The organism is Methylobacterium sp. GC_Met_3 (assembly GCF_026540775.1).
Taxonomy (GTDB): Bacteria; Pseudomonadota; Alphaproteobacteria; order Rhizobiales; family Beijerinckiaceae; genus Methylobacterium.
The window spans coordinates 167,292-190,411 of record NZ_JALNUL010000003.1 but is presented as its reverse complement, the minus strand read 5'-3'; the positions used below and the strand labels follow the sequence as shown (position 1 = coordinate 190,411).

Annotated in this window: 17 protein-coding genes and 1 tRNA gene; 6 read left to right on the top strand and 12 right to left on the bottom strand. The window is 69.0% G+C overall.

Annotation, left to right across the window (positions count from 1 at the left end):
- Window positions 1–83 precede the first annotated feature (83 nt).
- Entirely contained in the window at window positions 84–1,055 is a 972-nt protein-coding gene (locus OXS27_RS06315) for a GDP-L-fucose synthase (RefSeq protein ID WP_267355331.1), read from the bottom strand.
- 247 nt (window positions 1,056–1,302) lie between these two features.
- On the opposite strand from OXS27_RS06315, the gene OXS27_RS06310 reads away from it, so the two are divergent.
- Together OXS27_RS06310 and OXS27_RS06305 are read left to right on the top strand one after the other, a co-directional pair.
- Window positions 1,303–2,826 carry a phytoene desaturase gene (locus OXS27_RS06310; RefSeq protein WP_267355047.1) on the top strand — a complete coding sequence of 508 codons (1,524 nt, stop codon included), beginning with the start codon at window positions 1,303–1,305 and terminating at the stop codon, window positions 2,824–2,826.
- A complete protein-coding gene (locus tag OXS27_RS06305) occupies window positions 2,807–3,877 on the top strand; it encodes a phytoene/squalene synthase family protein (RefSeq protein WP_267355045.1) in 1,071 nt (356 codons plus the stop codon). Before OXS27_RS06310 ends, OXS27_RS06305 begins: the two co-directional genes overlap by 20 nt.
- Window positions 3,878–3,947: 70 nt before the next feature.
- Here the strand turns inward: OXS27_RS06305 and hemC are convergent, their stop codons facing one another.
- Entirely contained in the window at window positions 3,948–4,871 is a 924-nt protein-coding gene (gene hemC, locus OXS27_RS06300) for a hydroxymethylbilane synthase (protein ID WP_267355043.1), read from the bottom strand.
- 186 nt (window positions 4,872–5,057) lie between these two features.
- Between hemC and OXS27_RS06295 the strand changes: the two genes are divergently transcribed.
- Both OXS27_RS06295 and OXS27_RS06290 read left to right on the top strand, forming a co-directional pair.
- Window positions 5,058–5,975, top strand: coding sequence for a metallophosphoesterase (locus OXS27_RS06295; RefSeq protein WP_267355041.1), 918 nt, complete (start codon window positions 5,058–5,060; stop codon window positions 5,973–5,975).
- 95 nt (window positions 5,976–6,070) lie between these two features.
- Window positions 6,071–6,532, top strand: coding sequence for an ABC transporter ATPase (locus tag OXS27_RS06290; RefSeq protein WP_267355039.1), 462 nt, complete (start codon window positions 6,071–6,073; stop codon window positions 6,530–6,532).
- Between the two features lie 36 nt (window positions 6,533–6,568).
- Here the strand turns inward: OXS27_RS06290 and OXS27_RS06285 are convergent, their stop codons facing one another.
- A complete protein-coding gene (locus OXS27_RS06285; protein WP_243919642.1) occupies window positions 6,569–8,101 on the bottom strand; it encodes an acyl-CoA carboxylase subunit beta in 1,533 nt (510 codons plus the stop codon).
- Between the two features lie 141 nt (window positions 8,102–8,242).
- Window positions 8,243–8,317: transfer RNA gene (locus tag OXS27_RS06280), tRNA-Val, on the bottom strand.
- A gap of 364 nt (window positions 8,318–8,681) precedes the next feature.
- Here OXS27_RS06280 and OXS27_RS06275 point away from each other — a divergent pair.
- Window positions 8,682–9,023, top strand: coding sequence for a SelT/SelW/SelH family protein (locus OXS27_RS06275; RefSeq protein WP_267355330.1), 342 nt, complete (start codon window positions 8,682–8,684; stop codon window positions 9,021–9,023).
- 97 nt (window positions 9,024–9,120) lie between these two features.
- Window positions 9,121–11,295, top strand: coding sequence for an HWE histidine kinase domain-containing protein (locus OXS27_RS06270; protein WP_267355329.1), 2,175 nt, complete (start codon window positions 9,121–9,123; stop codon window positions 11,293–11,295).
- A 19-nt stretch (window positions 11,296–11,314) separates the two neighbouring features.
- On the opposite strand, the gene OXS27_RS06265 is transcribed toward OXS27_RS06270, so the two are convergent.
- From OXS27_RS06265 to OXS27_RS06230, 8 genes are all read right to left on the bottom strand, one after another.
- Window positions 11,315–12,463 carry an ABC transporter permease gene (locus OXS27_RS06265; protein WP_267355037.1) on the bottom strand — a complete coding sequence of 383 codons (1,149 nt, stop codon included), beginning with the start codon at window positions 12,461–12,463 and terminating at the stop codon, window positions 11,315–11,317.
- Entirely contained in the window at window positions 12,460–13,476 is a 1,017-nt protein-coding gene (locus OXS27_RS06260; RefSeq protein ID WP_267355036.1) for an ABC transporter permease, read from the bottom strand. Before OXS27_RS06260 ends, OXS27_RS06265 begins: the two co-directional genes overlap by 4 nt.
- Complete coding sequence (locus tag OXS27_RS06255; RefSeq protein WP_267355034.1) at window positions 13,473–15,500, bottom strand: ABC transporter substrate-binding protein; 2,028 nt, start codon at window positions 15,498–15,500, stop codon at window positions 13,473–13,475. The genes OXS27_RS06260 and OXS27_RS06255 overlap by 4 nt, the downstream gene beginning before the upstream one ends.
- A gap of 131 nt (window positions 15,501–15,631) precedes the next feature.
- A complete protein-coding gene (locus OXS27_RS06250) occupies window positions 15,632–16,501 on the bottom strand; it encodes a hypothetical protein (RefSeq protein WP_267355033.1) in 870 nt (289 codons plus the stop codon).
- Window positions 16,498–18,339 (bottom strand): ABC transporter ATP-binding protein, encoded by a 1,842-nt coding sequence (locus OXS27_RS06245; RefSeq protein ID WP_267355031.1) that lies wholly within the window; start codon window positions 18,337–18,339, stop codon window positions 16,498–16,500. The genes OXS27_RS06250 and OXS27_RS06245 overlap by 4 nt, the downstream gene beginning before the upstream one ends.
- Entirely contained in the window at window positions 18,336–20,486 is a 2,151-nt protein-coding gene (locus OXS27_RS06240) for a glycosyltransferase (RefSeq protein ID WP_267355029.1), read from the bottom strand. Before OXS27_RS06240 ends, OXS27_RS06245 begins: the two co-directional genes overlap by 4 nt.
- Window positions 20,474–21,754 carry a glycosyltransferase family 4 protein gene (locus tag OXS27_RS06235; RefSeq protein ID WP_267355027.1) on the bottom strand — a complete coding sequence of 427 codons (1,281 nt, stop codon included), beginning with the start codon at window positions 21,752–21,754 and terminating at the stop codon, window positions 20,474–20,476. The genes OXS27_RS06240 and OXS27_RS06235 overlap by 13 nt, the downstream gene beginning before the upstream one ends.
- Window positions 21,751–22,989 (bottom strand): glycosyltransferase, encoded by a 1,239-nt coding sequence (locus OXS27_RS06230; RefSeq protein WP_267355025.1) that lies wholly within the window; start codon window positions 22,987–22,989, stop codon window positions 21,751–21,753. Before OXS27_RS06230 ends, OXS27_RS06235 begins: the two co-directional genes overlap by 4 nt.
- Window positions 22,990–23,120 lie beyond the last annotated feature (131 nt).

Below are 23,120 nucleotides of genomic sequence, written 5' to 3'. Positions count from 1 at the left end.
ATACGCCGGGGAGGGCCCTCTGAAGCCCCTGTTGCGGCGTATCCTCGTGCGCGGAACCGGCTTTCCCCGCAGCGATGAGGGCCCTAGCCGCGGATTTCGGCCTGATGTTCGAGGAACCAGCCGTAGGTCTGGCGCAGGCCGTCCTCTAAGCCGATCTCCGGACGCCAGCCCATCGCGGCCAGCCGGGATACGTCCATCAGCTTGCGCGGCGTGCCGTCCGGCTTGGTCACGTCGAACGCGAGCCGGCCCTCATAGCCGATCACCCGAGCCAGCATTTGCGCCAGTTCGGCGATCGTGCAGTCCACTCCGCTGCCAACGTTGATGTGCGACAGAGTCGGCCGCGTATTGGCCGCGTAAACCTTATCGTCCATGCCCATCACGAACACGCTGGCGCGCGCCATGTCGTCCACGTGGAGGAATTCGCGCATCGCCCGGCCCGTACCCCAGACCGCAACGCTGTCCCGGCCCGCCGCCTTCGCCTCGTGCAGGCGGCGCATCAGCGCGGGGAGCACATGCGCGTTGTCGGGGTGGAAGTTGTCGTTGGGCCCGTACAGGTTGGTCGGCATCACGCTGCGGTAGCGCCGCCCGTACTGGCGGTTGTAGCTCTCGCACATCTTGATGCCGGCGATTTTGGCGATCGCGTAGGGCTCGTTGGTCGGCTCCAGCACGCCGGTCAGCAGCGCGTCTTCGCGCATCGGCTGCTCGGCGAGCTTGGGATAGATGCAGGACGAGCCCAGGAACAGCAACCGGTCGACGCCGCTCGTATGGGCGGCGTGGATGATGTTGGTCTGGATGACCAAGTTGTCGTGAATGAACTCGGCCGGGTAGGTGTTGTTGGCGTGGATGCCGCCGACCTTGGCGGCGGCGAGGTAGACCTGACCGATGCGCTGCTCGGCGAAGAAGCGGCGCACAGCGGCCTGATCGGTCAGGTCGAGGCTCTGCCGGTCAGCCGTGAGGATGCGCGTCTGGCCCTGCGCCTGCAGACACCGCACGATCGCCGAGCCGACCATGCCCCGGTGGCCCGCCACGAAGATGGTCTGACCGCGATCGTCCATCACGCGTCCCGTTTCCTATCCGATCCCACAGTCGTTGGGGCCCTATAGCGCCGAACCTGCGAAGAATCGTGGCGCGGGCGCAATATTTCTGCGGCGCAGCAGCCAGCCGCAATCCACACATAGCCCGACCCTGTCCAACGACGAAACCGGCGCATCTAATCCCACCCCATCCCAACGCGGAAGCATGGTGAAGCTTGTTGGCCCTAGGCCCTTGCGTCCCGTCGAAACGCCGCCATAGTGTCAAGCCATGCTGACACTCGAGGTCGACCATAGCGTAGAACAGGCCCGCGATCGGCGGCCGCATGCCGTCGTCATCGGCTCGGGCTTCGGCGGTCTTGCAGCCGGCGTCCGGCTCGGCGCCCGGGGTTACCGCGTGACGTTGCTGGAGCGCTTGGAACAGGCCGGAGGCCGCGCGCGGGTCCACCGGCAGGACGGGTTCACCTTCGATGCCGGCCCCACCATCGTCACCGCGCCCCAGCTGTTCGAGGAGCTTTGGACGCTGGCCGGACGGCGCCTGTCCAACGATGTGACGCTGGTCCCGATGGACCCGTTCTACCGGATCCAATTCGCGGACGGATCGTCCTTCGCTTATAGCGGCGATCCCGACCGCATGCGCGCCGAGGTCGCCCGTTTCGCGCCGGACGACGTTGCCGGTTACGAACGCTTCATGGCCCACAGCCGGGCCGTCTGCGAGATCGGATTTGAGCGGCTCGGCCACGTCCCGTTCGGGCGGATCGGCGCGATGCTGAAGATCGCCCCGGACCTGATCCGCCTCTCCGGCCACCGCTCAGTGTACGATGTCGTCGCGCGCTTCATCCGCGACGAGCGCCTGCGCACGGTGTTCAGCTTCCACCCTCTGCTCATCGGCGGGAATCCGTTCCAGGCCAGCGCGATCTACTGCCTGATCGCGGATCTCGAACGTCGCTGGGGCGTCCATTTCGCCATGGGCGGAACCGGGCAGCTGGTCGACGGGCTGGTGCGCCTGATCCGCAGCCAGAACGGACGGGTTCGGCTCGGCGCGGAGGTCGCGCGCATACGGGTCGAGAACGGCGCGGCGACCGGGGTCGAACTCTCAGGCGGCGAGACGATCGCGGCCGATCTCGTCGTCTCGAACGCCGATTCGGCGGTGACGCACGCGCGCCTGCTGCCGGAGGCGCAACGCTGGAGCTCGAGGCGGTTCCGCCGCGCCCGCTCGTCCATGGGCCTGTTCGTCTGGTATTTCGGCACGAAGCGCCGCTACCCGGACGTGGATCACCACACGATCCTGCTGGGACCACGCTATCGCGGGCTCTTATCCGACATCTTCGACCGCAAGGTTCTCGCCGACGATGCGAGCCTCTACCTGCACCGGCCGACCGCCACCGATCCGAGCCTCGCGCCGCCGGGATGCGATGCCTTCTATGTGCTGGCGCCGGTGCCGAACCTTGCCGGTGGACAGGATTGGCAGACGCTAGCTGAGTCGTACCGGCGCCGGATCGCCAGGATCCTGGAGACAAGCCTGCTCCCGGGTCTCACGGACGCGATCGTGACCTCCCGGGTGACGACGCCCCAGGACTTTCAGGACGACTTTCTGAGCTATCGCGGTTCCGGCTTCGGGCTGGAGCCGGTTCTGACCCAATCTGCATGGTTCCGCCCGCACAACCGCGACGGCCATGTGCGCAACCTCTACTTGGTCGGCGCGGGCACGCATCCCGGTGCCGGTTTGCCCGGCGTGCTCTCCTCCGCCCGCGTCCTCGACAGCGTGGTTCCCGATGCCCGCGTTACCGCCTGAATTCGCCGCCGCCGCAGACCGGACCGCCTGCCGGGTCGCGATCCGGCACGGCTCCAAAAGCTTCTTCGCGGCCGGGCAGCTCCTGCCCGGGGATGTCCGTGAGGCGGCTTACGGTCTCTACGCATTCTGTCGCTATTCGGATGATCTCGTCGACGAGGCGCCGAGCGCGGCGGCCCGTCACGCCGCGGTCGCCCGCCTCGATCACCGGATCAGCCGGGCCTATGCCGGCGAACCCGCCGACACCTCCGCCGACCGGGCTTTTGCCGAGATCGTCACCGCCTTCGCGATCCCGGAGGCGCTGCCCCGCGCCCTCATCGAGGGTTTGGCCTGGGATGCCGAGGGGCGGCTTTACGACGATCTCGACGCGCTCCACGCCTACGCGGCGCGGGTCGCCGGTTCGGTCGGCGCGATGATGGCGCTGATCATGGGCGTGCGCACGCCCGAGGCCCTGGCCCGCGCCTGCGACCTCGGGGCCGCGATGCAGCTCACCAACATCGCCCGCGATGTCGGCGAGGATGCCCGCATGGGCCGGATCTACCTACCGCTCGACTGGATGCGGGCGGCCGGGCTCGACCCCGATGCATTCCTGGCCGATCCCCGGCCGAGCCCGGCGCTCGCCGACCTCGTCGCAGATCTGCTGACCGAGGCCGACCGGCTGTACCGCCGCGCCGAAGCCGGGATCGCTCAGCTTCCGCCGCGGTGCCGGCCGGCGATCCGCGCCGCCAGCCTGATCTACCGCGAGATCGGGCGCGAGATCGCGGCCGCCAACCACGACACGGTTACCCGCCGTGCCCGCGTCAGCGGTGCCCGTAAGCTCGCCTTGATCGCCCGGGCGCTTCGGGCTTCGGCGGACGAAGCGGATGCCGCCGCTCCCGCGTTGCCGCAGGTACTGTTCCTGCTACAGGCGGTCGCGCAGCAACCGCTCGGCTCCAGAGACGATCGGCCCCCGTTGCGGCCATGGTGGAACGTGACGGGTCGGGTCGTCCACGTGCTCGACCTGATCGAACGGATGCGCGAGCGGGAAGCCTTTGGCCCATCCGCGCCGTCCTGAGGCGCTGCGACACGCACCGCTCTGGTTCGACGCACGCCTCCCCGCAAGGGAGGCGAGCCATTGCACCGTCCTATTTGAGATCGCGCACGTAGGTCTCTCCCGCATCGGCCTTGAGGGCTGCGCCGGCCTCACGGCCGATGCGCTCAGCCTCCGCTGCGGGGCCCTGGCGGGACACAGACCAGTGCCGGCTGCCGTCGGGCAGGAACAGCAGACCGTCGAGCGACAGGGTCTCACCCTCGATTCGCGCAAGAGCAGCGATCGGCGTGCGGCAGGAGCCATCGAGCTCGGCCAGGAGGGCGCGCTCGGCGGTGATGGCGGTCGTGGTCCGGGCACAAGCGATCGGCGCCAGCAGATCGCGGACCGCGCCGTCCGCTTCGCGACACTCGATGCCGAGGGCGCCCTGCGCCACGGCGGGCAGCATTTCCTCTACGCTGAGAATGCTGCGGGCCATGTGTTCGAGCCCGAGACGCTCGAGACCAGCCAGGGCCAGCAGGGTCGCATCGCACTCGCCCGCTTCGAGCTTGCGCATCCGCGTGTTGGCGTTGCCGCGCAGAGGCACGACCCGCAGATCCGGGCGGCGCATCAGCACCTGGGCACCCCGGCGCAGCGACGAAGTTCCGACCCGAGCCCCCACTGGCAGCCCGGCCAGACTGTCGGCATGCGGGGACAGGAAGGCGTCCCGGGGATCGTCGCGCTTCAGGATGCAGGCGATGATTAGACCGTCGGGGAGCCAAGTCTCCACGTCCTTCATGGAGTGGACCGCGATATCGACCTCGTCGGCGAACAGGGCCTGTTCCAGCTCCTTAGTGAACAGCCCCTTACCGCCGATCTCGGAGAGCGGCCGATCCAAGATCTTATCGGCCACGGTCGTGACGACAACGAGCTCGGTCTCCAAACCCGGATTGGCCGCGACGATCTGGTCGCGCACCATCCCGGTCTGCGCGAGCGCCATCGGTGAGCCGCGGGTGCCGATGCGCAAGGGACGGTTCAACATCTGTCTTCAGATCTTCTTGGCTGGGTGAGTCAGGGTCTTATAGACCGCCTGTCACGCTGCGGTCAGGGGTATTCAGGTTTCTTGAACCGGCCGTGTGGCACACCCGCCTGCGGCCACGCCCCGCTTTCGCCGGACTGTATGCCTAACGGGGCTTCGGCACACGACAGAGCGAACGGACATGGTGCGATGCTGATCCTGCCGAGCCGACGGCAGTTCCTGACCGGACTTGGAGCGGGACTCGGCGCGACGGCGGCGACCGGCGTCTATGCGTTCGATGTCGAGCCGCTGCGCCGCCTCGTCGTCACCTCCTACGCGCCGGCTCTGCCGCGCTGGGATCCGGCTCTGCGCCTGCGCGTGGCGGTGCTCGCAGATTTCCATATCTGCGAGCCCTACATGCCGTTCGACCGAGTGGCCGAGATCGTGGACGCCACCAATGCGTTCAAGCCCGACCTCGTGCTTCTGCTCGGCGATTACCCAGCAGGTTTCATCGCGTGGCGGAAGCTGCCGCTGAGCCAGTTTGCCCGGATGATGGAGGAGCTGAAGGCCCCGCTGGGCACGCACGCAATCCTTGGCAATCACGATTGGTGGGACGATGAGGCTGTTCAGACAGCCCGCAGCGGGACGCCCGCAGCCAAGCGCCTGCTGGAGGCGCGGGGCATTCCGGTGATGGAGAACCAAGCCGTCCGCCTGATCAAGGACGGACGCCCGTTCTGGCTGGCCGGCCTCGCCGACCAGCAGCCCTTCATGGGCAGCTGGAAGTCGCTCAGTCATGCGGACGTGTCGCGCACGCTCGCGGCGATTACCGATTCGGCGCCGGTAATCCTGATGGCGCATGAACCCGACATCTTCGCCACCCTCTCGGACCGATTTTCGTTAACCCTGGCCGGCCATACCCATGGTGGACAGGTGCGGATGTTCGGACGCTCGCCCGCGATCCGCAAGGTCCAAGGCCATGATTACGCGTACGGGCACATCGTGCAGGATGGGCGCCACATGATCGTGTCCGGGGGTTTCGGCATGAGCCGGATCCCAGTGCGGCTTGGCGTGCCGCCCGAGATCGTGCTCCTCGAACTCGGGCAGACCGCGCCAGCGCCTGACGCCTGAGCGACTTTGGGAAGTCGAAGGGTCGCGATGCACCGGCTCCGCGCCCGAATGACGCGCCGCTCGTCGTCCGCCGCTCACCGCGCTACCTGCTCGACATGCGCGCCCTGATTCCGTTCCTCGCCCTTTCCTGCCTCGTCGCGGCGTCCGGATCCGCCCGGGCCCAATCTTGCGAGACGCTCATCGATCGCGTCACATCCGAGACAGCGGCGCAGGCGACCGAGCGCCGCAGCGATTACGCCAGCTTCACGGCCAGTCCCGACATGACGCTGACGCTCGCCTGCGGCGGACCGGACTTCTCTTCCGTCGGCGCGCAGTATCGCGGCGCGAACCCGCCGGATACCTATTACGACACGTTCGGTCATGCCGGGCATGCTGTGACCGGGATCGACGCCCAGGTGATCACCGAAGCCGCGCACAAGGCCCAGGCAGCCGCGATCCGGCTCCGCCACAGCAACGTCGATCTCGGCGGCGCCCGGATCACGTGTTCGGCGATGGTGTCGCCCGACAAGGGACCGTTGACACTCTGCGCCGTGATCGAGCACAGCGACCGGAGCTGACGCCGGCGGCACGCGCCGCCGGCTCGCCGTCCCGCCTCAGAGCGGGATGTTGTCGTGCTTCTTCCAGGGCTGCTCCATCTTCTTGGTGCGCAGCATGCCGAGCGCCCGGGCGATCCGGCGCCGGGTCGAATGCGGCATGATCACTTCGTCGATGTAGCCGCGCTCGGCCGCCACGAAGGGCGACAGGAACCGATCCTCGTACTCGCCGGTCCGGGCCGCGATCTTCTCGGGATTTCCCAACTCGCTGCGGAAGATGATCTCTACCGCTCCCTTGGCGCCCATCACGGCGATCTGGGCGGTCGGCCACGCGTAGTTGAGGTCCGCGCCGACATGTTTCGAGGCCATGACGTCGTAGGCCCCGCCGAACGCCTTGCGGGTGATGATCGTCACCAGCGGCACGGTCGCCTGCGAGTAGGCGAAGAGTAGCTTGGCGCCGTGCTTGATCAGGCCGCCATATTCCTGCGCGGTGCCCGGCAGGAAGCCCGGCACGTCCACGAAGGTGACGATCGGGATGCCGAAGGCATCGCAGTAGCGTACGAAGCGCGCGGCCTTCCGCGAAGCATCCGAATCGAGCACGCCCGCCAGGACCAGGGGCTGGTTGGCCACGAAGCCGACCGTCCGACCCTCGATCCGACCGAAGCCGGTGATGATGTTGCGCGCGTAGGTCGCCTGGATCTCGAAGAAGTCGCCCTCGTCCACAACGCGACGGATCAGCTCGCCCATGTCGTAGGGCTTGTTCGGGTTGTCGGGGATCAGCGTGTCGAGGGACGAATCGAGCCGTTCGACATCGTCGAAGCTCGTGAGTTCCGGCACGCCGTCGATGTTGTTGGCCGGCAGGAAGTCGAGCAGGCGGCGGATCTGGAGGATCGCCTCCACGTCGTTCTCGAACGAGCCGTCCGCGATCGACGACTTGGTGGTGTGGACCTTGGCGCCACCGAGTTCCTCGGCGGTCACGACCTCGTTGGTCACGGTCTTCACCACGTCGGGGCCGGTGACGAACATGTAGCTCGTGTCGCGGACCATGAAGATGAAGTCGGTCATGGCTGGCGAATAGACGTCGCCACCCGCGCACGGGCCCATGATCACCGAGATCTGCGGAATGACGCCGGAGGCCATGACGTTGCGGCGGAACACCTCGCCGTAGCCGCCGAGCGCCGCGACACCCTCCTGGATGCGCGCGCCGCCGGCATCGAAGATGCCGATGATCGGGGCGCGCATCTTCAGCGCCATGTCCTGGACCTTCACGATCTTCTGCGCGTGCGCCTCCGACAGGGAGCCGCCGAACACCGTGAAGTCCTTGGAGAACAGGAAGACGGTCCGGCCGTTGATCGTGCCCCAGCCGGTCACCACGCCGTCGCCCGGGATCTTCTGGCTTTCCATGCCGAAATCCGTGGAGCGGTGCTGCACGAACATGTCGAATTCCTCGAACGACCCATGGTCGAGGAGGAGGTCGATGCGCTCCCGGGCGGTGAGCTTGCCACGTTTGTGCTGCGCCTCGACGCGCCTCTCACCACCGCCGAGACGAGCCTGCGCCCGGCGCTCTTCGAGCTTGTCGAGGATATCCTTCATCGCTGTTTCCGCCCTTCCCCTGCCGGTAACCTGCGACCCGGTTCGGGCCGGGTCCAAGCTTGTGCATTCGCCGATGATCCGGCCTTAGCACGGGCCTTACGGGTGGCAAACCGACATGTTTGTCAGAGCTTTGGGGGGAGATGGTGGACGGTGCAGGGATCGAACCTGCGACCTTTCCCGTGTGAAGGGAACGCACTACCGCTGTGCTAACCGTCCGTACCGGCGTCAAGGCATACGTGTCGGCCGCGCTTCTCCAGCGCCGCGAACCGGTGGCGGGCCTTCTAGGGCGCGGTGGGCCGGAACGTCAAGCGCGGTTCGCGATGTTCTTGCGCATGACCGGTGGCCGCAATCGATCGGAGAGGGCGAGTTTTGAGCCAGCGCTCGCCACTGCGTCCAGAAAAGGTGATCCTCGTCCTAGACACTATCTATTCAAACCCGTGAAACGTGCAGAACCTGTCACGATACCCATGACGCGTAGGCCGCTCACGACATCACCGACACCGCCCCGGCAACGCCGACGGCGCAGGTTCTTCCGCGTCCCATGGTTGACAAGTTCGCCGCCCCGGTGCGCTGTGCGGGGATGCACGAGGAGCCAGCGGGCGTGAATCCCGGTAGCGACGTGACGTCGGACAGCGCGGGCCGGGCGCAACGCCCGCGCGTGGCGATCACCTACTGCACGCAATGCAACTGGCTGCTGCGGTCCGCCTGGATGGCGCAGGAGCTTCTTTCCACCTTCCGCGACGATCTCGGGGAGGTCGCGTTGATCCCGGCCTCAGGCGGCGCGTTCCGGATCGAGATCGGCACGGCTTTGGTGTGGGAGCGGGTGCGCGATGGCGGCTTCCCCGACGTGAAGGCGCTTAAACAGCGGGTGCGGAACCACCTCGACCCGGCGCGCGATCTCGGCCATATCGACCGGCCATGAGGCGAGGGAACGGCGAGGAGCCCGCGGGGCACCGCAGGCCGGGGGCGGGCCCCGCTTGAGTCCGCAGCGGCAAGCCGGGGGCGGCGACGTCCCGGCGGTGATCCCCGCACGCCGGTCTTGGCTGTCGCGGCGGCTTCACCGTTTCGCCGGCAACGGCTTCTCGACGCAGGTCTATCTGATCGCCCTCGTCGTGGCACTGATCGGGCCGGGCCTCCTGTTCACCGGCATTCTGTTGATGCGCTACGCGTCGGCCGAACGGGCGCGCTTCGAGCAGGATGCGCGTGAGAACGTGCGCGGCATCGGCCTGTCGCTGGATCGCGATACGGCGGGTCTCGTCTCGGTGCTGCAGACGCTCGCCACGTCGCCGCGGATTCGCCAGGGCGATTTCGAAGCCTTCGATGCGCAGGCCCGGCTCGTTCGCGAGTCCATCGATCTCGATGTCCTGCTCAGGCGGCCGAACGGCCAGGAGATGGTCAATACCGGCGTGCCGCGTGGTGCGCCGCTGCCGGTCGTGGCGCTGCCCTTCGATCAGGAGCTGTCGAAGGGTACGCAACGCGCCATGGTGAGCGGCTTCGTGCCGGGTCCCTCCGCGAACGAAGCGTCCTACGCGGTCGGCGTGCCCGTGATGATCGACGGTGAAGTCGGATACATCCTGAGCTTCACCGTCCCGCTGTCCCGCCTTCAGGGCATCCTGTCGCGTGAGGTCGTGCCGGGCTGGACGACGGGCATCAGCGACCGCAACGGCATCGTGCTGGCGCGGCTGCCCGATCCCGATGCGGTGGTGGGCCGTCCGCGGCTCGCGAGCCTCCGGCAGGTCCAATCCGCGACACCGGGGGTCTGGGAGGGCCAGGACCGACAGCACAAGCCGGTCGTGGTGATCGAGGCCCGCTCCCGTCTCACCGGCTGGATGGTCGCCACCAGTATCCCTCAAGCTCTGGTCGATGCACGCGTCCGCCGCTGGGTCTGGGCCTTCGCGGGCTTCGGCCTGCTGGTGTTGGCGACGTCCTCGCTGCTGGCCGTGAATCTGTGGTCGCGGGTTTCCCGCCCGCTGAGGCTGCTGGCGGCCACAGGGCCCGCGCTGGCACGCGGGGAGGCGATTCCGCGCATCTCCTCGCCGGTCCACGAGATCCAGCGCCTTGCCCTCGTCCTGTCCGAGGCCTCGCTCCGGCTGCGCACCCGCGAGGAGGAGCGCGACCTTGCACTGGCCGAGACGCGGCGGGGCCTGACGGCGCTCAGCGAGAGCGAGGCCCGGTTTCGACACATGGCCGATTCGGCGCCGGCCCTGATCTGGATGACGGACGAGACCGGCGCGGTGAGCTTCGCCAATCTGCATTTCGAGCACATGTTCGGGATCAGGGCGGCGAGACTCGCCGAAGAGGGTTGGGCGCGGATCATCCATCCGGATGATCTCGAAGCGTTTCGCGCAGCCTTCTCGGAGGCGTTCGACGCGCGGGTGCCGTTCCGCCTTGAGGTGCGCGTGCTCGACCGGGATCGGATCGCGCGCTGGCTGCGCTGCGAGGGCGTGCCACGCCTCGACGACGATCAAAACTTCCTCGGCTATACCGGCTGCAACATCGACATCACCGACGCCAAGAACGCCGAGGAGCACCTGCTGCTCCTGATCCACGAACTCAATCACCGGGTGAAGAACACCCTGGCCACGGTTCAGTCGATCGCCGTGCAGTCCCTGCGCGGGCTCGAAGGCGCGGAGGCCGATGCCGCGCGTGCCGCCTTCGAGGCGCGTTTGCTGGCACTGGCCCGGGTCCACGACGTGCTCACCCGCGAGAGTTGGGAAGGCGCCGAACTGTCGGCGGTGGTGGCGGACGCGATCCGGCCGCTCGAATCCGGCGATGGCCGCGCCTCGCGGTTCCGGGTCACCGGACCGCCCCTGCGGCTGGCACCGCGGCTCGCCCTGTCGATCGCCATGGCGCTGCACGAACTGGGCACCAACGCGGTGAAGTACGGCGCGCTCTCGGCCGATGGCGGCATGGTGGACATTGCGTGGACGGTTCGGCGCGAGGACGAGACGCTTCTGTACCTCCGCTGGTCCGAACTCGGCGGACCGCCGGTCAAGAAGCCGACCCGCACAGGCTTCGGCTCACGGCTGATCGAGCGCAGCTTGGCTCGCGAACTGGCCGGCGCGGTGACGCTGAACTACGAGCCGTCCGGCGTGGTCTGCACCATCGAGGCGCCCGTGCCGCCGCCGGGCCTGCTAGAGCGCAAAGGCGCCGCTGCGCCGGCGCGGATTGCGCCGCTGCCGTTGGCGGGGTGAGGGCGGCGACCCCGCACCTTCAATGATACGGATCGGCCGCGTCTCGCAGCCCATCGCCCAGGAAGTTGAAGGCCAGCACCGTCACCAGCACCGGCAGTACCGGCGCGAGCAGCCATGGATAGAGCTGCACGGCCGCCAGATTCTGCGCCTCGTTGAGAAGCACGCCCCAACTCGTCACCGGCGGTCGCAAGCCGAGCCCCAGGAAGGAGAGGGCGGTCTCGCCGAGGATCATGGTGGGGATCGACAGGGTCGCCGAGGCGATCAGGTGGCTCATGAAGTTCGGGATGAGGTGCCGGCCGATCACCCGAGTCGGCGAGGCGCCCATCAGCTCCGCGGCCTGGACGAAATCCTCCTCCCGCAGGGCCAGGAGCTTGCCACGCACCGCCCGGGCGAGGCCGGGCCAGTCAAGAAGTCCCAGAATCACCGTGATGCCGAAGAAGATCAGGAGCGGGCTCCAGTTCGGCGGCAGGGCCGCCGAGAGCGCGAGCCAGAGCGGCAATTCGGGCAGGGAGCGCACAACCTCGATCAGCCGCTGCACCCCGGCATCGACGATGCCGCCGAAATAGCCCGCGATGCCGCCGAAGAAGAGCCCCAGCGCGAAGGAGATCGCCACGCCGACGAGGCCGATCGTGAGCGAGATCCGCGCCCCGTAGATCAGGCGGGAGAACAGGTCGCGTCCCAGCTTGTCGGTGCCGAGCAGGAACAGGGTGCCGTTCTCCGGCGGGCAGACGACGTGCAGGTCGGTATGGATAAGCCCGAGCCAGTCGTACCCGTCGCCCCGGCACAGGAAGCGCAGCGGCTGCGGGGCCGCCGTATCGACCTTGTAGTCCCGGCGGAACGTGGCGAGGTCGAGATGCGCCCGGTAGGGATAAACGAACGGCCCGACGAACCGGCCCTCATGGAACAGGTGGACGCCCTGTGGCGGTGCGTACAGGAAGTCGCCGTTGCGCCGAGCCTGACCGTAGGGTGCCAGCACTTCGACGAACGGCACGATCGCGTAGAGCGCCAGCAGGATCGCGGCCGAAGCCACCGCGAGGCGATGACGCAGGAATTTTCGGACGATCAGCCGCCATGCTGAGGCGCTCTTAGCGAGGCCTTCAGGACCGGCATCCGGCTCGAAGGGCGCCGGGTCGACGAAGTGGCGGTCGGCGGGGATCGCGTCCGTCATCGCAGCCCCATGCGGATGCGCGGATCGAGCCAGACCAGAGTCAGGTCGGAGATCAGCATCCCGACGAGCGTGAGGGAAGCGACGAACATCAGGATGAAGCCGGCCATGAACTGATCCTGGCTGCGCAGGGCTTCGAGGAGCAGCGGACCGACCGTCGGAAGGCTCAGCACCAGCGAGACCAGCACCGAGCCGGAGACGAGATGCGGCAGCAGATTGCCGATATCTGCCACGAACGGGTTCAGCGACATCCGGAACGGATATTTCAGCAGGGCCTTCAGGGGCGGCAGGCCCTTGGCGCGGGCGGTGACCGTGTAGGGCTTGGCAAGCTCGTCCAGCAGGTTGGCGCGCATGCGCCGGATCATCGCCGCCGTCCCGCCGAGCCCGATCACCAGGGTCGGCACGACCAGATGGCCCAGCAGCGAGCGGATCTTCTCCCAGGTCCAGGGCTGGCTGGTGAGCGCCGAATCGTAGAGGCCGCCGATCGACAGGCCGAACCAGCGATTGGCATAGAACAGCAGGATCAGCGCCAGCAGGAAGCCGGGCACAGCGAGGCCGACATAGCCCAGCAGGGTCACCACCGCGTCGCCGAACGTGTTGCGGTGCGTCGCCGAGTAGATCGCGGCCGGAATCGCCACGAGGTGGACGAACACGACCGCGGTCAGGTTGATCAGCAGCGTCAGCCACAGGGCGTCGCCGACGATGTCCGCCACCGGCTTGTCGTACTCGAACGACCAGCCCCAATCGCCCTGGAGCAGCCCCGAGAAGCCAACCGAACCGGGCATGACTCCGATCCACATCAGGTATTGCTGCCAGACCGGCCGATCGAGCCCGTATTGCTGGATCAGCAATTCGGCCTTCGCCACCGAAGTCGCGTCGCCGGTGGCGCGCAATTCCATGATCCTGTTGGAAAGATAATCGCCCGGCGGCAGCTTGATGATGATGAAGACGAGCGCCGAAATCACCAGCAGCGTCGCCGCCATGGTGAGGATGCGGCGGAGGATGACGGTGATCACCGAGCCTCCACGCGCTTGTCGGCGGTCTGATCCCAGAACAGCTCGTCGAGGCGCTGCACGCCGATCAGGGCCGTGGGATCCCAGGAATAGAGGGCGCGCTTCGGCAAATTGACCAGGCGATCGGCTCCCACCACGGGCTGCAGCGCCCCCGCCACGGTGCCGATCACCCAGGTGTTGTGCGCGTGGTTCATCAGCATCTCGCGCCAGATCGCGGCCTGCTTGGCCCCATCATCGGTGGCGCGCCACTGGCGGTCGAGCTCGATCAGGCGCTGCACCTCCGGGATGTCGCAGGGTTCCCCGCTCTTGCCGCGGCTCTCGACGTTCATGCTCCAGAGCGGCCAGGAATAATGCTCCGGCTGCGCGGGACTTAACTCGGTCGGCGGCATGATCGCGGTCGGGACCGCGAGGTCGAGCCCTTGGGCGGCCACCATCACGGTCATGCCGGCGATGGAGCGCCGGTGCAGGTTGGTGCGCTCCTGGGGCTTGGTAACCAGACGGATCCCGACCTCGCGCCAGAACTCGGTGATGAGCAGCAGCGCGTCGAGCACCATCTCGGCCTCGCCGTCGCTCTCCACGACGATCTCCAGCGGGCGCCCGTCGGGCAGGAGACGGGTACCGGAACCGTCCCGGCCGGTCAGCCCAAGGGTGTCCAAAAGCTTGGCGGCCGCGGCCGGGTCGTAGCCGGCGTTGAGGCTCCGCATCTCCGGCTCGAACAGCGGGCTGTCCGACACGATCGTGTCGTTGCCCTCGGTGCCGAGCCCGAACAGCAGCGTGTTGTTGAGCGTCCGTCGGTCGATCGCCAGCGACAGGGCATGGCGGTAGCGCACGTCGCGGTTGAGCTGGCGCCAGACCGGATCGTGGGTGGTCATGTTTGGGTACAGGGCGAATTCCGAGCCGCGCGCCACCGGCCACAGGTTGGTGCGGTAGCGGTGCGTCGCCTCGCCCTCCTTGAGGCTCGGGATGTCGGGCATCGACAGGCCGCGGAACATCAGGTCCGCCTCGCCGGCATTGGTCTTGGCGACCAGCAGACCCTGCGAGGCCACGTCCATGACGATCGCATCAACATAGGGCAGCTGGGTGCCGGCCGGGTCGACCCGGTGGTAGCTTCGATTGCGCTCGAAGCGGAACCGCGTGGCGGGTGAGCGGGTCCGCGGCACCCAGCCCTGCAGGGTCGGGCAGTCCGGATTGCTGAGCTCGTAATTGTCGTCCATGCGGTTGTGCAGGGCGGCCCAGCTGCGGAGTTTGAGCGCCTTGGCCTTTGCGTCGGCGGCCTCCTGCCCGATGTAGCGGGCATGGACCGGCTTGAGATAGTGCGACGGGCGGTAGATCAGCGGATCCCGCGGCGCCGCCAGGGCGGGCAGGAACAGCGGGTTCGGCCGGTCCCAGCTGAAGCGGATCGTGACCGGATCCACCACCTCGACCTGCGGCAGCTTGCCCTCGATCCGGAAGAAGGCCGGCGGCCCGTCCGGACTCAGCGCCTTCTCGTTGGCGATGTCCTCCCAGTAGTAGCGGAAATCCTCGGTGGTGAACGGATGCCCGTCCGACCAGCGATGGCCCTTGCGGAGGGTGAAGGTGAAGCGCCCGCCCTCGACATCGACGCGCTCCAGCACGTCCGGCCGGAGGTTCAGGTCGGCATCGTAGCCGACCAGGCGCGTGTAGCCGTAGACCGAGAGGTAGCGGACGTCCCGCGCCTTGGCGATCAGGGTCCGGATCGTACCACCGGCCGTGCCGAGCCGCCGGTCATGGGCGGCGAGATCGACCACCAGGGGGGCGGTCGGTGGGGCAGGGGCTTCGGCCGGCGGGGTGTCGGCGAAGGCTGTGAGCGGCGCGCGCGACCAGACGAGTGTGGCGCCGAGGCCGGCGAGGAGGGCGCGGCGGGAGACGATATCGTACCGTCGCCCATCGAAGCTTGATCCTGTGAGCGTCTCCGGTACGCACCGACGCGGATCATCGAGCGCGACCGGCCCCCTCTCCCGTGCCGGAGAGGGTTGGGGTGAGCGACGAGAACTCTCCGGATGGGGCATGCGATCGATGCGCCGACAGGGCGCGCCTGGTCCTGAAAGACCTGATCCCTCACCCTGTCCCTCTCCCGGACGGGAGAGGGAACTCGCGTCCGTGCCTGAAGCCGTGTCGTCAGCGTGGATGTCCGACCAGCTCATGGCCCACCCCGCAACGTCACCGCGGTCAGCCGCGCCGGCGAGTAGCCGGTGGCCCGATGCAGGTCATCGAAAGCGTGGGACCGGACGATCAGGCTCGCCGCCTGCCTCACCAGCACATCATCCGCCGGTTGCTCGAACTGGCGTCCGTTGCGGGTCCAGCGGATCGGCTCCGGGCTGCGCTCGGGGCCGGTGATCATCGCGATGGTCGGGTGCGCGGGGCCGCCATGGGCGTGGATCCGGTGGCCGGCCGCGTCGTCGTCGAACAGCAGGCGGGTCAGGCCGCGGGCCTGCGCCTCCACGACCCGACGCCCCTGCGCGACGTGGTCGTCGAAGAACGCCACCGTGGAGGTCGGGTCGAGCATCGACCAATCGGCGGTCGACCAGTCGGCGGTGCTGTAGCGGGCCTGTGGGTCGCGGTATTGAAGCCCGGACAGATCGGGATCGTGGCAGAAGATCCGGGCCTCCGGGCAGGCCTGCCGGATCACCCAGGTGGTCAGCCCGCGGAACACCCCCGATTCGATGACGAAGGCGGGTCTCAGGGCCCGCATCGCCACGTAAAGCTGCAGCGCCCCGTTGAAGCCGCTGCCGCCCCGCCGCTGACGGACGGGCGCGGTCGGGATCAGCGACCAGAAGGTGCGGACCTGATCGAGGACGGCGCCGTCGGGCGTCAGCCCGGCCGCCGCGAGGTCGCGCTCCAGGATCACGGCCGCCGATTCGAGCAGCGTCGCCACCTCGCGCGCGGAGGTCGGCCGGTGGCTCCAATCGGGGGCGGCGGGCACGAGGTCGTAGCCGAGCCGGTCGAACAGAGGGCCGAGCACCTTCCGGCGCAGGCGTTCCAACACGACCGGGGGACGCATCTGGCTCATGCGGCCACCGCTTCGGCCGCACCGCCGAAGCGGACACGGTGGCCGGCCTCGATGGCGCGCATCGTGCCCGCCTCCTCGGGCTTCAGCCGATAGGGCGCCTCCCAGCGCGTCGGATCGTTCCGGTCGGACGCCACGGCCGCGAAATCGAGCGGGTGATCCAGGCTCGGATCGGGCACGGCGGCCAGCAGCGCCTGCGTGTAGGGATGGACCGGCTGGCGGAACAGGGCGGCCCGGGGGGCCTCCTCGACGATCCGCCCCCGGCACATCACGCTGATCGTGTCAGCCATGTAGTCGATTACCGCCAGGTTGTGAGAAACGATCAGGTAGGACAGCCCCAAAGCCGCCTGGAGATCCTTGAGCAGGTTCAGGATCTGCGCCTGCACCGACACGTCGAGCGCCGACACGGGCTCGTCGAGCACGAGGAGCCGCGGCTGCACGGCCAGCGCCCGGGCGATGCCGATGCGCTGGCGCTGCCCGCCCGAGAAGGCGTGCGGGTAGCGGTTGAGGCCGTTCGGCTCCAGGCCGACCATGGCCATCAGGGCGCGGCACCGCGCCTTGCGCTCCGCGCCCGGGACGCCGTGGATCTCCATCGGCTCGCACAGGATCTGGCGCACGGTCATGCGCGGATCGAGGGAGGCGTAGGGGTCCTGAAACACGAACTGGACCGTGCGCCGGTAGGCGAACAGGGCGTTGCCGCTCAAGGCGTGGACGTCCCGCGGGCCGGCGCCGTCGTCGAACAGGATCCGGCCGGAATCGGGCGCGAGCGCCCGCATGATCATCTTCGAGACCGTCGTCTTACCCGATCCCGATTCGCCGACGAGGCCGAGCGTCTGGCCCGCCGAGAGGCTGAGCGACACATCGGAGACGGCGTGGACGTACCGCGGCTTCTGCCAGATCCGGCCGGAGCGCAGTGTGAAGGTCTTGCTCACCCGCTCGACCTGAAGGATCGGCCCGGCCAGCGGCGCGCGTGCCTGCACCGGCGGGATCTCGGCCTTCGCCGGGCGGATCGGGGTCAGGCGCTCGCCCGGCGCCATGTCGAACCGGGGCACGGCGTGAAGCAGCGCCCGCAGATAGGCGTGGCCGGGGGCACGCATCACCGCCTCGCGCGGGCCGGATTCCACAAGCCGCCCGCGATAGAGCACCGCCACGTCGTGGGCGACGTTGGCGACGACCCCAAGATCGTGGGTGATCAACAGGATCGCCATCCCGGTCTCCTCCTGGAGCCGGGTCAGCAGGGCGAGGATCTGGGCCTGGGTTGTGACGTCGAGCGCCGTGGTCGGCTCATCGGCGACCAGCAGCGCCGGCTTCAGGATCAGCGCCATGGCGATCATCGCGCGCTGACGCAGGCCGCCCGACAGCTCGAACGGATAGGTGCGAAGGGCGCGCTGCGGATCCAGAAAGCCCACGCGGGCGAGGGCCTCCTGCGTGCGCGCATCGGCCTCCCGCCGGTCGGCACCGGTGTGGATGCGCAGGGCCTCGCCGATCTGGTCCCCGATCGTGTGGAGCGGCGAGAGGCAGGTCATCGGCTCCTGAAAGATCATCGCGATGCGTTGGCCGCGGATCGCCCGCATCGCCGGGCCTTCGGAGGGAAGCCGCGCGATGTCGACATCCGAGCCGCCGTCGCGGAACAGGATCTGGCCGCGGGTGATGGCGGCGGAGGGCGGGAGGATGCGCAGGATCGCCTGCGCGGTCACCGACTTGCCCGAGCCGGATTCGCCGACGAGCGCCAGGGTCCGCCCGCGCTTCACGTCGAGGGACAGGCCGTGCAGCGCCTCGAACGGTTTCGGCTCGGCTCGGAACGCGACGGCAAGATCGCGGATGGACAGAAGTGCGCTCAAACGGTCCCCGCGCTCTGGAGACCCGGATGATGGGGCGGCGTACCCCGCCTGTCCATTGCGGCACTGTCGAAAGCACGCCGCGGATGCAGCCTCTCGATCGCCGGATGCTTCAGGAGCACGGCCAGCAGCTGCTCAATAAAGCTCCAGACAGCTGCATCCTGCCCTAGATGGTGGGTCAGCAGGACGATCGGGCGTTCGGGTCTCTGCGTGATGTCGTCGGCGAGGGCGGTGAGCATCGTCTCGATGTCGCGCAGGGAGCGCGAGCCGCGCCAGTCGATCGGATCGAGCGTGGCGTCGATGCGGCGGAGACCGGGGATCGGCGCCCCCGGGATGGCCGACAGGCCGCGATAGCCGAGCTCCGGAAGGGCGGAGGCCAGCGCCGGCGCGAGGCGGTTCCAGGGCGGAACGAAGACCGGGAGCAGCTGGAACTCCGCTACGCGCGCCCGCGCGATCCGGAGCCCGGCGGCCGCATCCGCCACAAGGGCAGAGAGCGGTCGACCAGGGCCGAATTCCGCGGCCTTCGTGCCGAGCGGTGCGTGGTTGCGGTGCGCGAGGCCGTGGACTGCGACGGTGACCTCCGGCGCCGTTTCGAGGCGACGCCCCAGGGTCGGCTCGATACCGGCTGGGATGGCAGCGAGCAGGAGCGGGGCGTTGTGCGCCTCGGCCAGTACAAGCAGCCGGTCGAGTGCGGGCGTCGCCGTGACCGCATCGTCGTCGCGCCAGAGAAACGGAATGGTGCGGCCGCAGGCGCTGGCTGCGTCGAGGGCCTGATGCAGCATGCGCCAGGACGAATGCGCAGCCAGGTGAGGCGCGGCCTCACTGCGCGTCACGTCCATGCTCGATCCTGGACCTTCTCGTCCCTCACCCCAACCCTCTCCCGCACGGGAGAGGGGGCGCGTCGCACCCGCGCTATCCGATGATGCTCGGCCGTCACGCTTCTGCTGGATCAGGCTCGTCTGCGCGGAATCGCCATCCGCAGCCGCGGAGATCGTGTCAGCGGCAGGGACGCGGCGTCCACCGCGGCGGTCCGCATGAAGCGCCACGACGATTTCGACAGAGCGCGCGGCCCCGCTGAGATCGAACCCATGCGAACCGGGCCGGGGCGCCGCACGCTGCGCGTCCACCGCCTGAAGCAGCGCCGGGGTGCTCAATTCCGCCTCCGGCAGGACCCGGGCGAGGCCGTGCGCGGCGAGATGCTCCGCGCGCAGGCGTTGCTCGGTCTCGCCACCCGCCTCGAACGGGACGAGGACAGCGGGCGTCCCCGTCGCGAGAAGATCGGTCGCGGTGTTGTAGCCGCATTGGCTGACCGACACGGCGGCACCGGCCAGCAGGGTCCGGTAATCCGCCCGGGCACGGCCGAGGACACCATCCGGAAGTCCAAGTCCGATTTCCCGCAGGGCGGAGTCCGGTACGCCGTGGCCGGCCAGGATCCGCCAGCCGAGATCCGGCCGCTGCCGGGCCGCGTCGGCGGCGATGCGCAGCAAAAGTAGCCCGGCCGGTCCGGATCCCGCGGCGACCAGGATTCCGGCACGTTCCGCAGCCGGTACGGGGCGCGTCCCCTCGTCCACATAGCCCGTGTAGCGCAGCGTGCCGGCCGTCGCGGCGTCGAGCGGCCAGGAGGCTTCGAGCGGCACCAGCGCCGGATCGCCGTGGACCAACACGGCATCGTAGAGGGTGCTGACACGGGCATGGGCCTGCGCGATCCGCTCCGGCCGCGTGGTGGCGACGAGGATGTCGCGCACAGAGGCGAGCACTAGGGGACGGGGCACCCGGGCGTGTGCCGCCTCGACCAGCGCCATGTACTCCGCCGCCAGGGCCCGCCGGCCGAAGGGGAACAGCTCGGTCAGCACGGCATCGGGCGCGAAGGTCTCCAGCGCTTCGATCATCCGCGTGCGGCGGTGCGCCAACCACGCCGCATCCGCGGGCTCCCCGTCAGGCTTCAACAGCGTCGCGAACGCGGTGCCGACGATGGAGAGCGGCGGCAGCTGGACGAGCCGCACCCCATCGAGGCGCACCAGGGGGGCCGGAACCCCGCCGGAGATCAGCATCGCCTCGTGACCGGCCGCCACGAACGATCGGGCCAGGGCGGCGGCGCGGGTGAGATGCCCAGCGCCGAGGAGATGCGTGACCGCGATCAGGACGCGCACGGCGAGCCCTCCGGGGCGCTGTCGATCGCGGATGCGCCCGCTCCGGCCGAACCCCGCAGCCGGCCGGCGATCAGCGATACGGCACTCTCCTCCGAGAAATCCTCGACCAGCCGGGCGCGCGCCGCCGCGCCGAGGCGGAGTCTGAGGTCCGGATCCCCCGCCAGACGGATCAGGGCCGCGATCAGGGCCGCAGGCTTGCCGGGCTGGACCAGAATGCCGTGGACCTCGTCGGCGATGAATTCCGGCGTGCCGCCGAAGGCCGTCGCGAGGATCGGAAGGGCCTGGCTGGCGGCCTCCATCAAGACGTTCGGCAAACCGTCACGGTCGCCGCCGGGGCCTGGCTTGGTCGGCAGCACGAACAGATCGGCCGCGCGCATCGCCGCGATCACCTCGGGTTGGGCCAGGGCGCCGCGGAAGTTCACCCGTCCGGCGGGGCCCCGTTCGCGCACGTCCGCTTCGAGCGCGCCGCGCAGCTCACCGCCGCCGATCAGGTCGAGCTGCCAATGCAGGGTTGCAGGCAGGCCGGCGAGGGCGGCGATCAGGTCGTCGTGCCCTTTCTTGGCCACAAGTCGCCCGACGCAGAGGAGCCGCAGCGGCTTGGCCGGGTCGGTGCCGTCGCGCCGGTCATTCCGGTCCGGTGCCGGGGGAAAGCGCTCGAGATCGAGCCCATGATAGGCGAGCAAGGTCCGCCCCGGTGCCAGCCCGTCGAGGCGCCTCTGGCCGTCGCGGGTGCAGGTCACGCCCCAGCGGGCGTCGTGCAGCTTCTCGGTCAGCTCCCAGTCCGGCGTGGTCCAGATGTCCTTGGCGTGGGCGGAGAAGCTCCAGCCGCGCCCCGTCAGCAGGGCGGCGTAGCGGGCGACGCTGGCAGGCGTGTGCAGGAAATGCACATGGATATGCCCGACGGCGGCGGGCAGCTCCCGGGCCAGCACCAGCGCCTGGCCGAAGCGGCGCAGGCGCGAGGCCGTCGGGTCGCGCCGGAAATCGCGGGCGAAGAGCGCCAGGAGCGTGGGCAGGCGCGGCCGCCGCAGCGCGGCCATGGCACCGCGGAGCACGCGCAGCGGCGCCGTGTGCAGGTATTCGGGCAGGTAGGAGACCGGCGCGCGGATCTGCGCGTGCATCGGGTGGTGGAACCGGTCGGTCGGTCGACGCAGCGACCAGATTTCCAGAGGCAACCCACGCCGCTCCAGGGCCAGGATCTCCTGGGCGATGAAGGTTTCGGACAGCCGCGGATAGCCCTTCAGGACCACGGCGATCCGCCGCTCGGTCACGAGTAGGCCCGCACGCGGTGGTGCCCAGCGCCTGAACCGGCAAGCGCCCGGACCCGGCGCGCCACGGCTTCGAGCCCGCCGAGCAGGCCCGGGACCAGGACTCGCGAGGGTTCGGTCTGGTCCGGCAGTGCGCGCAATGCGGCCGCCATGCGCTCCGGCTCCCGCCCGTCTTCCTCCATCAGGACACGGACGAGCCCCAGGCCTTCGGCCGCCAGCGCGCGGATCGCCTGCTCCCGGCGCGGCTCGGTGCGCGGCACGAGGATCGCCCGGCGATCAAACGACAGGATCTCGCAGAACGTGTTGTAGCCGCCCATGGCGACCACGCCGGCCGCCTTGCTCATCAGGAACTCGATCTCGCTGTCGAAGGTGATCGCGGAGACCCGCCCGTCGAGCGCGCGGATGCGTGCGTCGAAACCGCTGCGGGCCGCGTCATCCAGGAACGGGCCGAAGGCGATGAGCGCAAGCAGGGGGATGCCGGAATCGGCCTCGTAGGCGGCGATGACCCAGTCGATCAGCGCGGCTCCGTCCCCGCCGCCGCCCGCTGTGACGAGGATGAACGGCCCCTTCGCCATGGCGGGCTCCGCGCGTCCGGGCCGCCGCTCCGGCAAGTCGCGGCGCAGATAGCCCGTATAGGTCAACCGCTCGGCAATCCGCGTGGCGGTCTCCGCCTCCATCGGCAGCGCCGCCAGGGGCGCGTGGATGCGGCTCAGACCGTACACCCAGATCTCGTCATAGAAGCGCGCCATCGTGTCGACCGCACCCTTGCGCTCCCATTCGGGAACGAGGCGGTCGGCTTCGTCCAGCACGTCGCGCAGGCCGAGAACCAGACGGATCCCCCGCTTGAAGGCCCATTCGAGGGTCGGCAGCAACTCCCCGTGGAAACCGGCCGGCTCCTTGTCGACGACGATCATGTCGGGCGCGAAAGCCGCGCAGGTGCGGGTGATGATGTCGGTCCGCAACGCCACCGTCCGATCGAGGGGCACGGCGGCGTCGCGGCTGCCATAGCCCCCGTCGAGGAACTTGACGACCGGGGGCAGCCGGACCGTCCGCACGCCGGGCGCGAAAGCGAAGCGGTCGATCACCGGCGACCCCGACACGATCACCGCCCGGGCCCGGACGTCACCCGACACGATCGCGTTGGCGATCGCCCGTGAACGGCGCAGATGGCCGAGCCCGAACGTGTCGTGGCTGTAGATGAGAACGCGTGGGCCCGATGACGCCTCGTCCTCTCGCATTCCGGTGACCGCCTCAGTTGAAGGCGCGAGGATCGCAGCCGACGCCCTCTCGCACAAGCGGGGCCGGACGGTAAACAGCGCCGTCGCACGGCGTGGCACCAGTGTCGTTGCAGGTGAGTGACCCGATCCGT

Bases quoted from the DNA above. Each gene is read 5' to 3' on its own strand.
- OXS27_RS06315 (WP_267355331.1), bottom strand. From the start codon at position 1,055: ATGGACGATCGCGGTCAGACCATCTTCGTGGCGGGCCACCGGGGCATG.
- OXS27_RS06310 (WP_267355047.1), top strand. From the start codon at position 1,303: ATGCTGACACTCGAGGTCGACCATAGCGTAGAACAGGCCCGCGATCGG.
- OXS27_RS06305 (WP_267355045.1), top strand. From the start codon at position 2,807: ATGCCCGCGTTACCGCCTGAATTCGCCGCCGCCGCAGACCGGACCGCC.
- hemC (WP_267355043.1), bottom strand. From the start codon at position 4,871: ATGTTGAACCGTCCCTTGCGCATCGGCACCCGCGGCTCACCGATGGCG.
- OXS27_RS06295 (WP_267355041.1), top strand. From the start codon at position 5,058: ATGCTGATCCTGCCGAGCCGACGGCAGTTCCTGACCGGACTTGGAGCG.
- OXS27_RS06290 (WP_267355039.1), top strand. From the start codon at position 6,071: ATGCGCGCCCTGATTCCGTTCCTCGCCCTTTCCTGCCTCGTCGCGGCG.
- OXS27_RS06285 (WP_243919642.1), bottom strand. From the start codon at position 8,101: ATGAAGGATATCCTCGACAAGCTCGAAGAGCGCCGGGCGCAGGCTCGT.
- OXS27_RS06275 (WP_267355330.1), top strand. From the start codon at position 8,682: ATGCACGAGGAGCCAGCGGGCGTGAATCCCGGTAGCGACGTGACGTCG.
- OXS27_RS06265 (WP_267355037.1), bottom strand. From the start codon at position 12,463: ATGACGGACGCGATCCCCGCCGACCGCCACTTCGTCGACCCGGCGCCC.
- OXS27_RS06255 (WP_267355034.1), bottom strand. From the start codon at position 15,500: ATGCCCCATCCGGAGAGTTCTCGTCGCTCACCCCAACCCTCTCCGGCA.
- OXS27_RS06250 (WP_267355033.1), bottom strand. From the start codon at position 16,501: ATGAGCCAGATGCGTCCCCCGGTCGTGTTGGAACGCCTGCGCCGGAAG.
- OXS27_RS06230 (WP_267355025.1), bottom strand. From the start codon at position 22,989: ATGCGAGAGGACGAGGCGTCATCGGGCCCACGCGTTCTCATCTACAGC.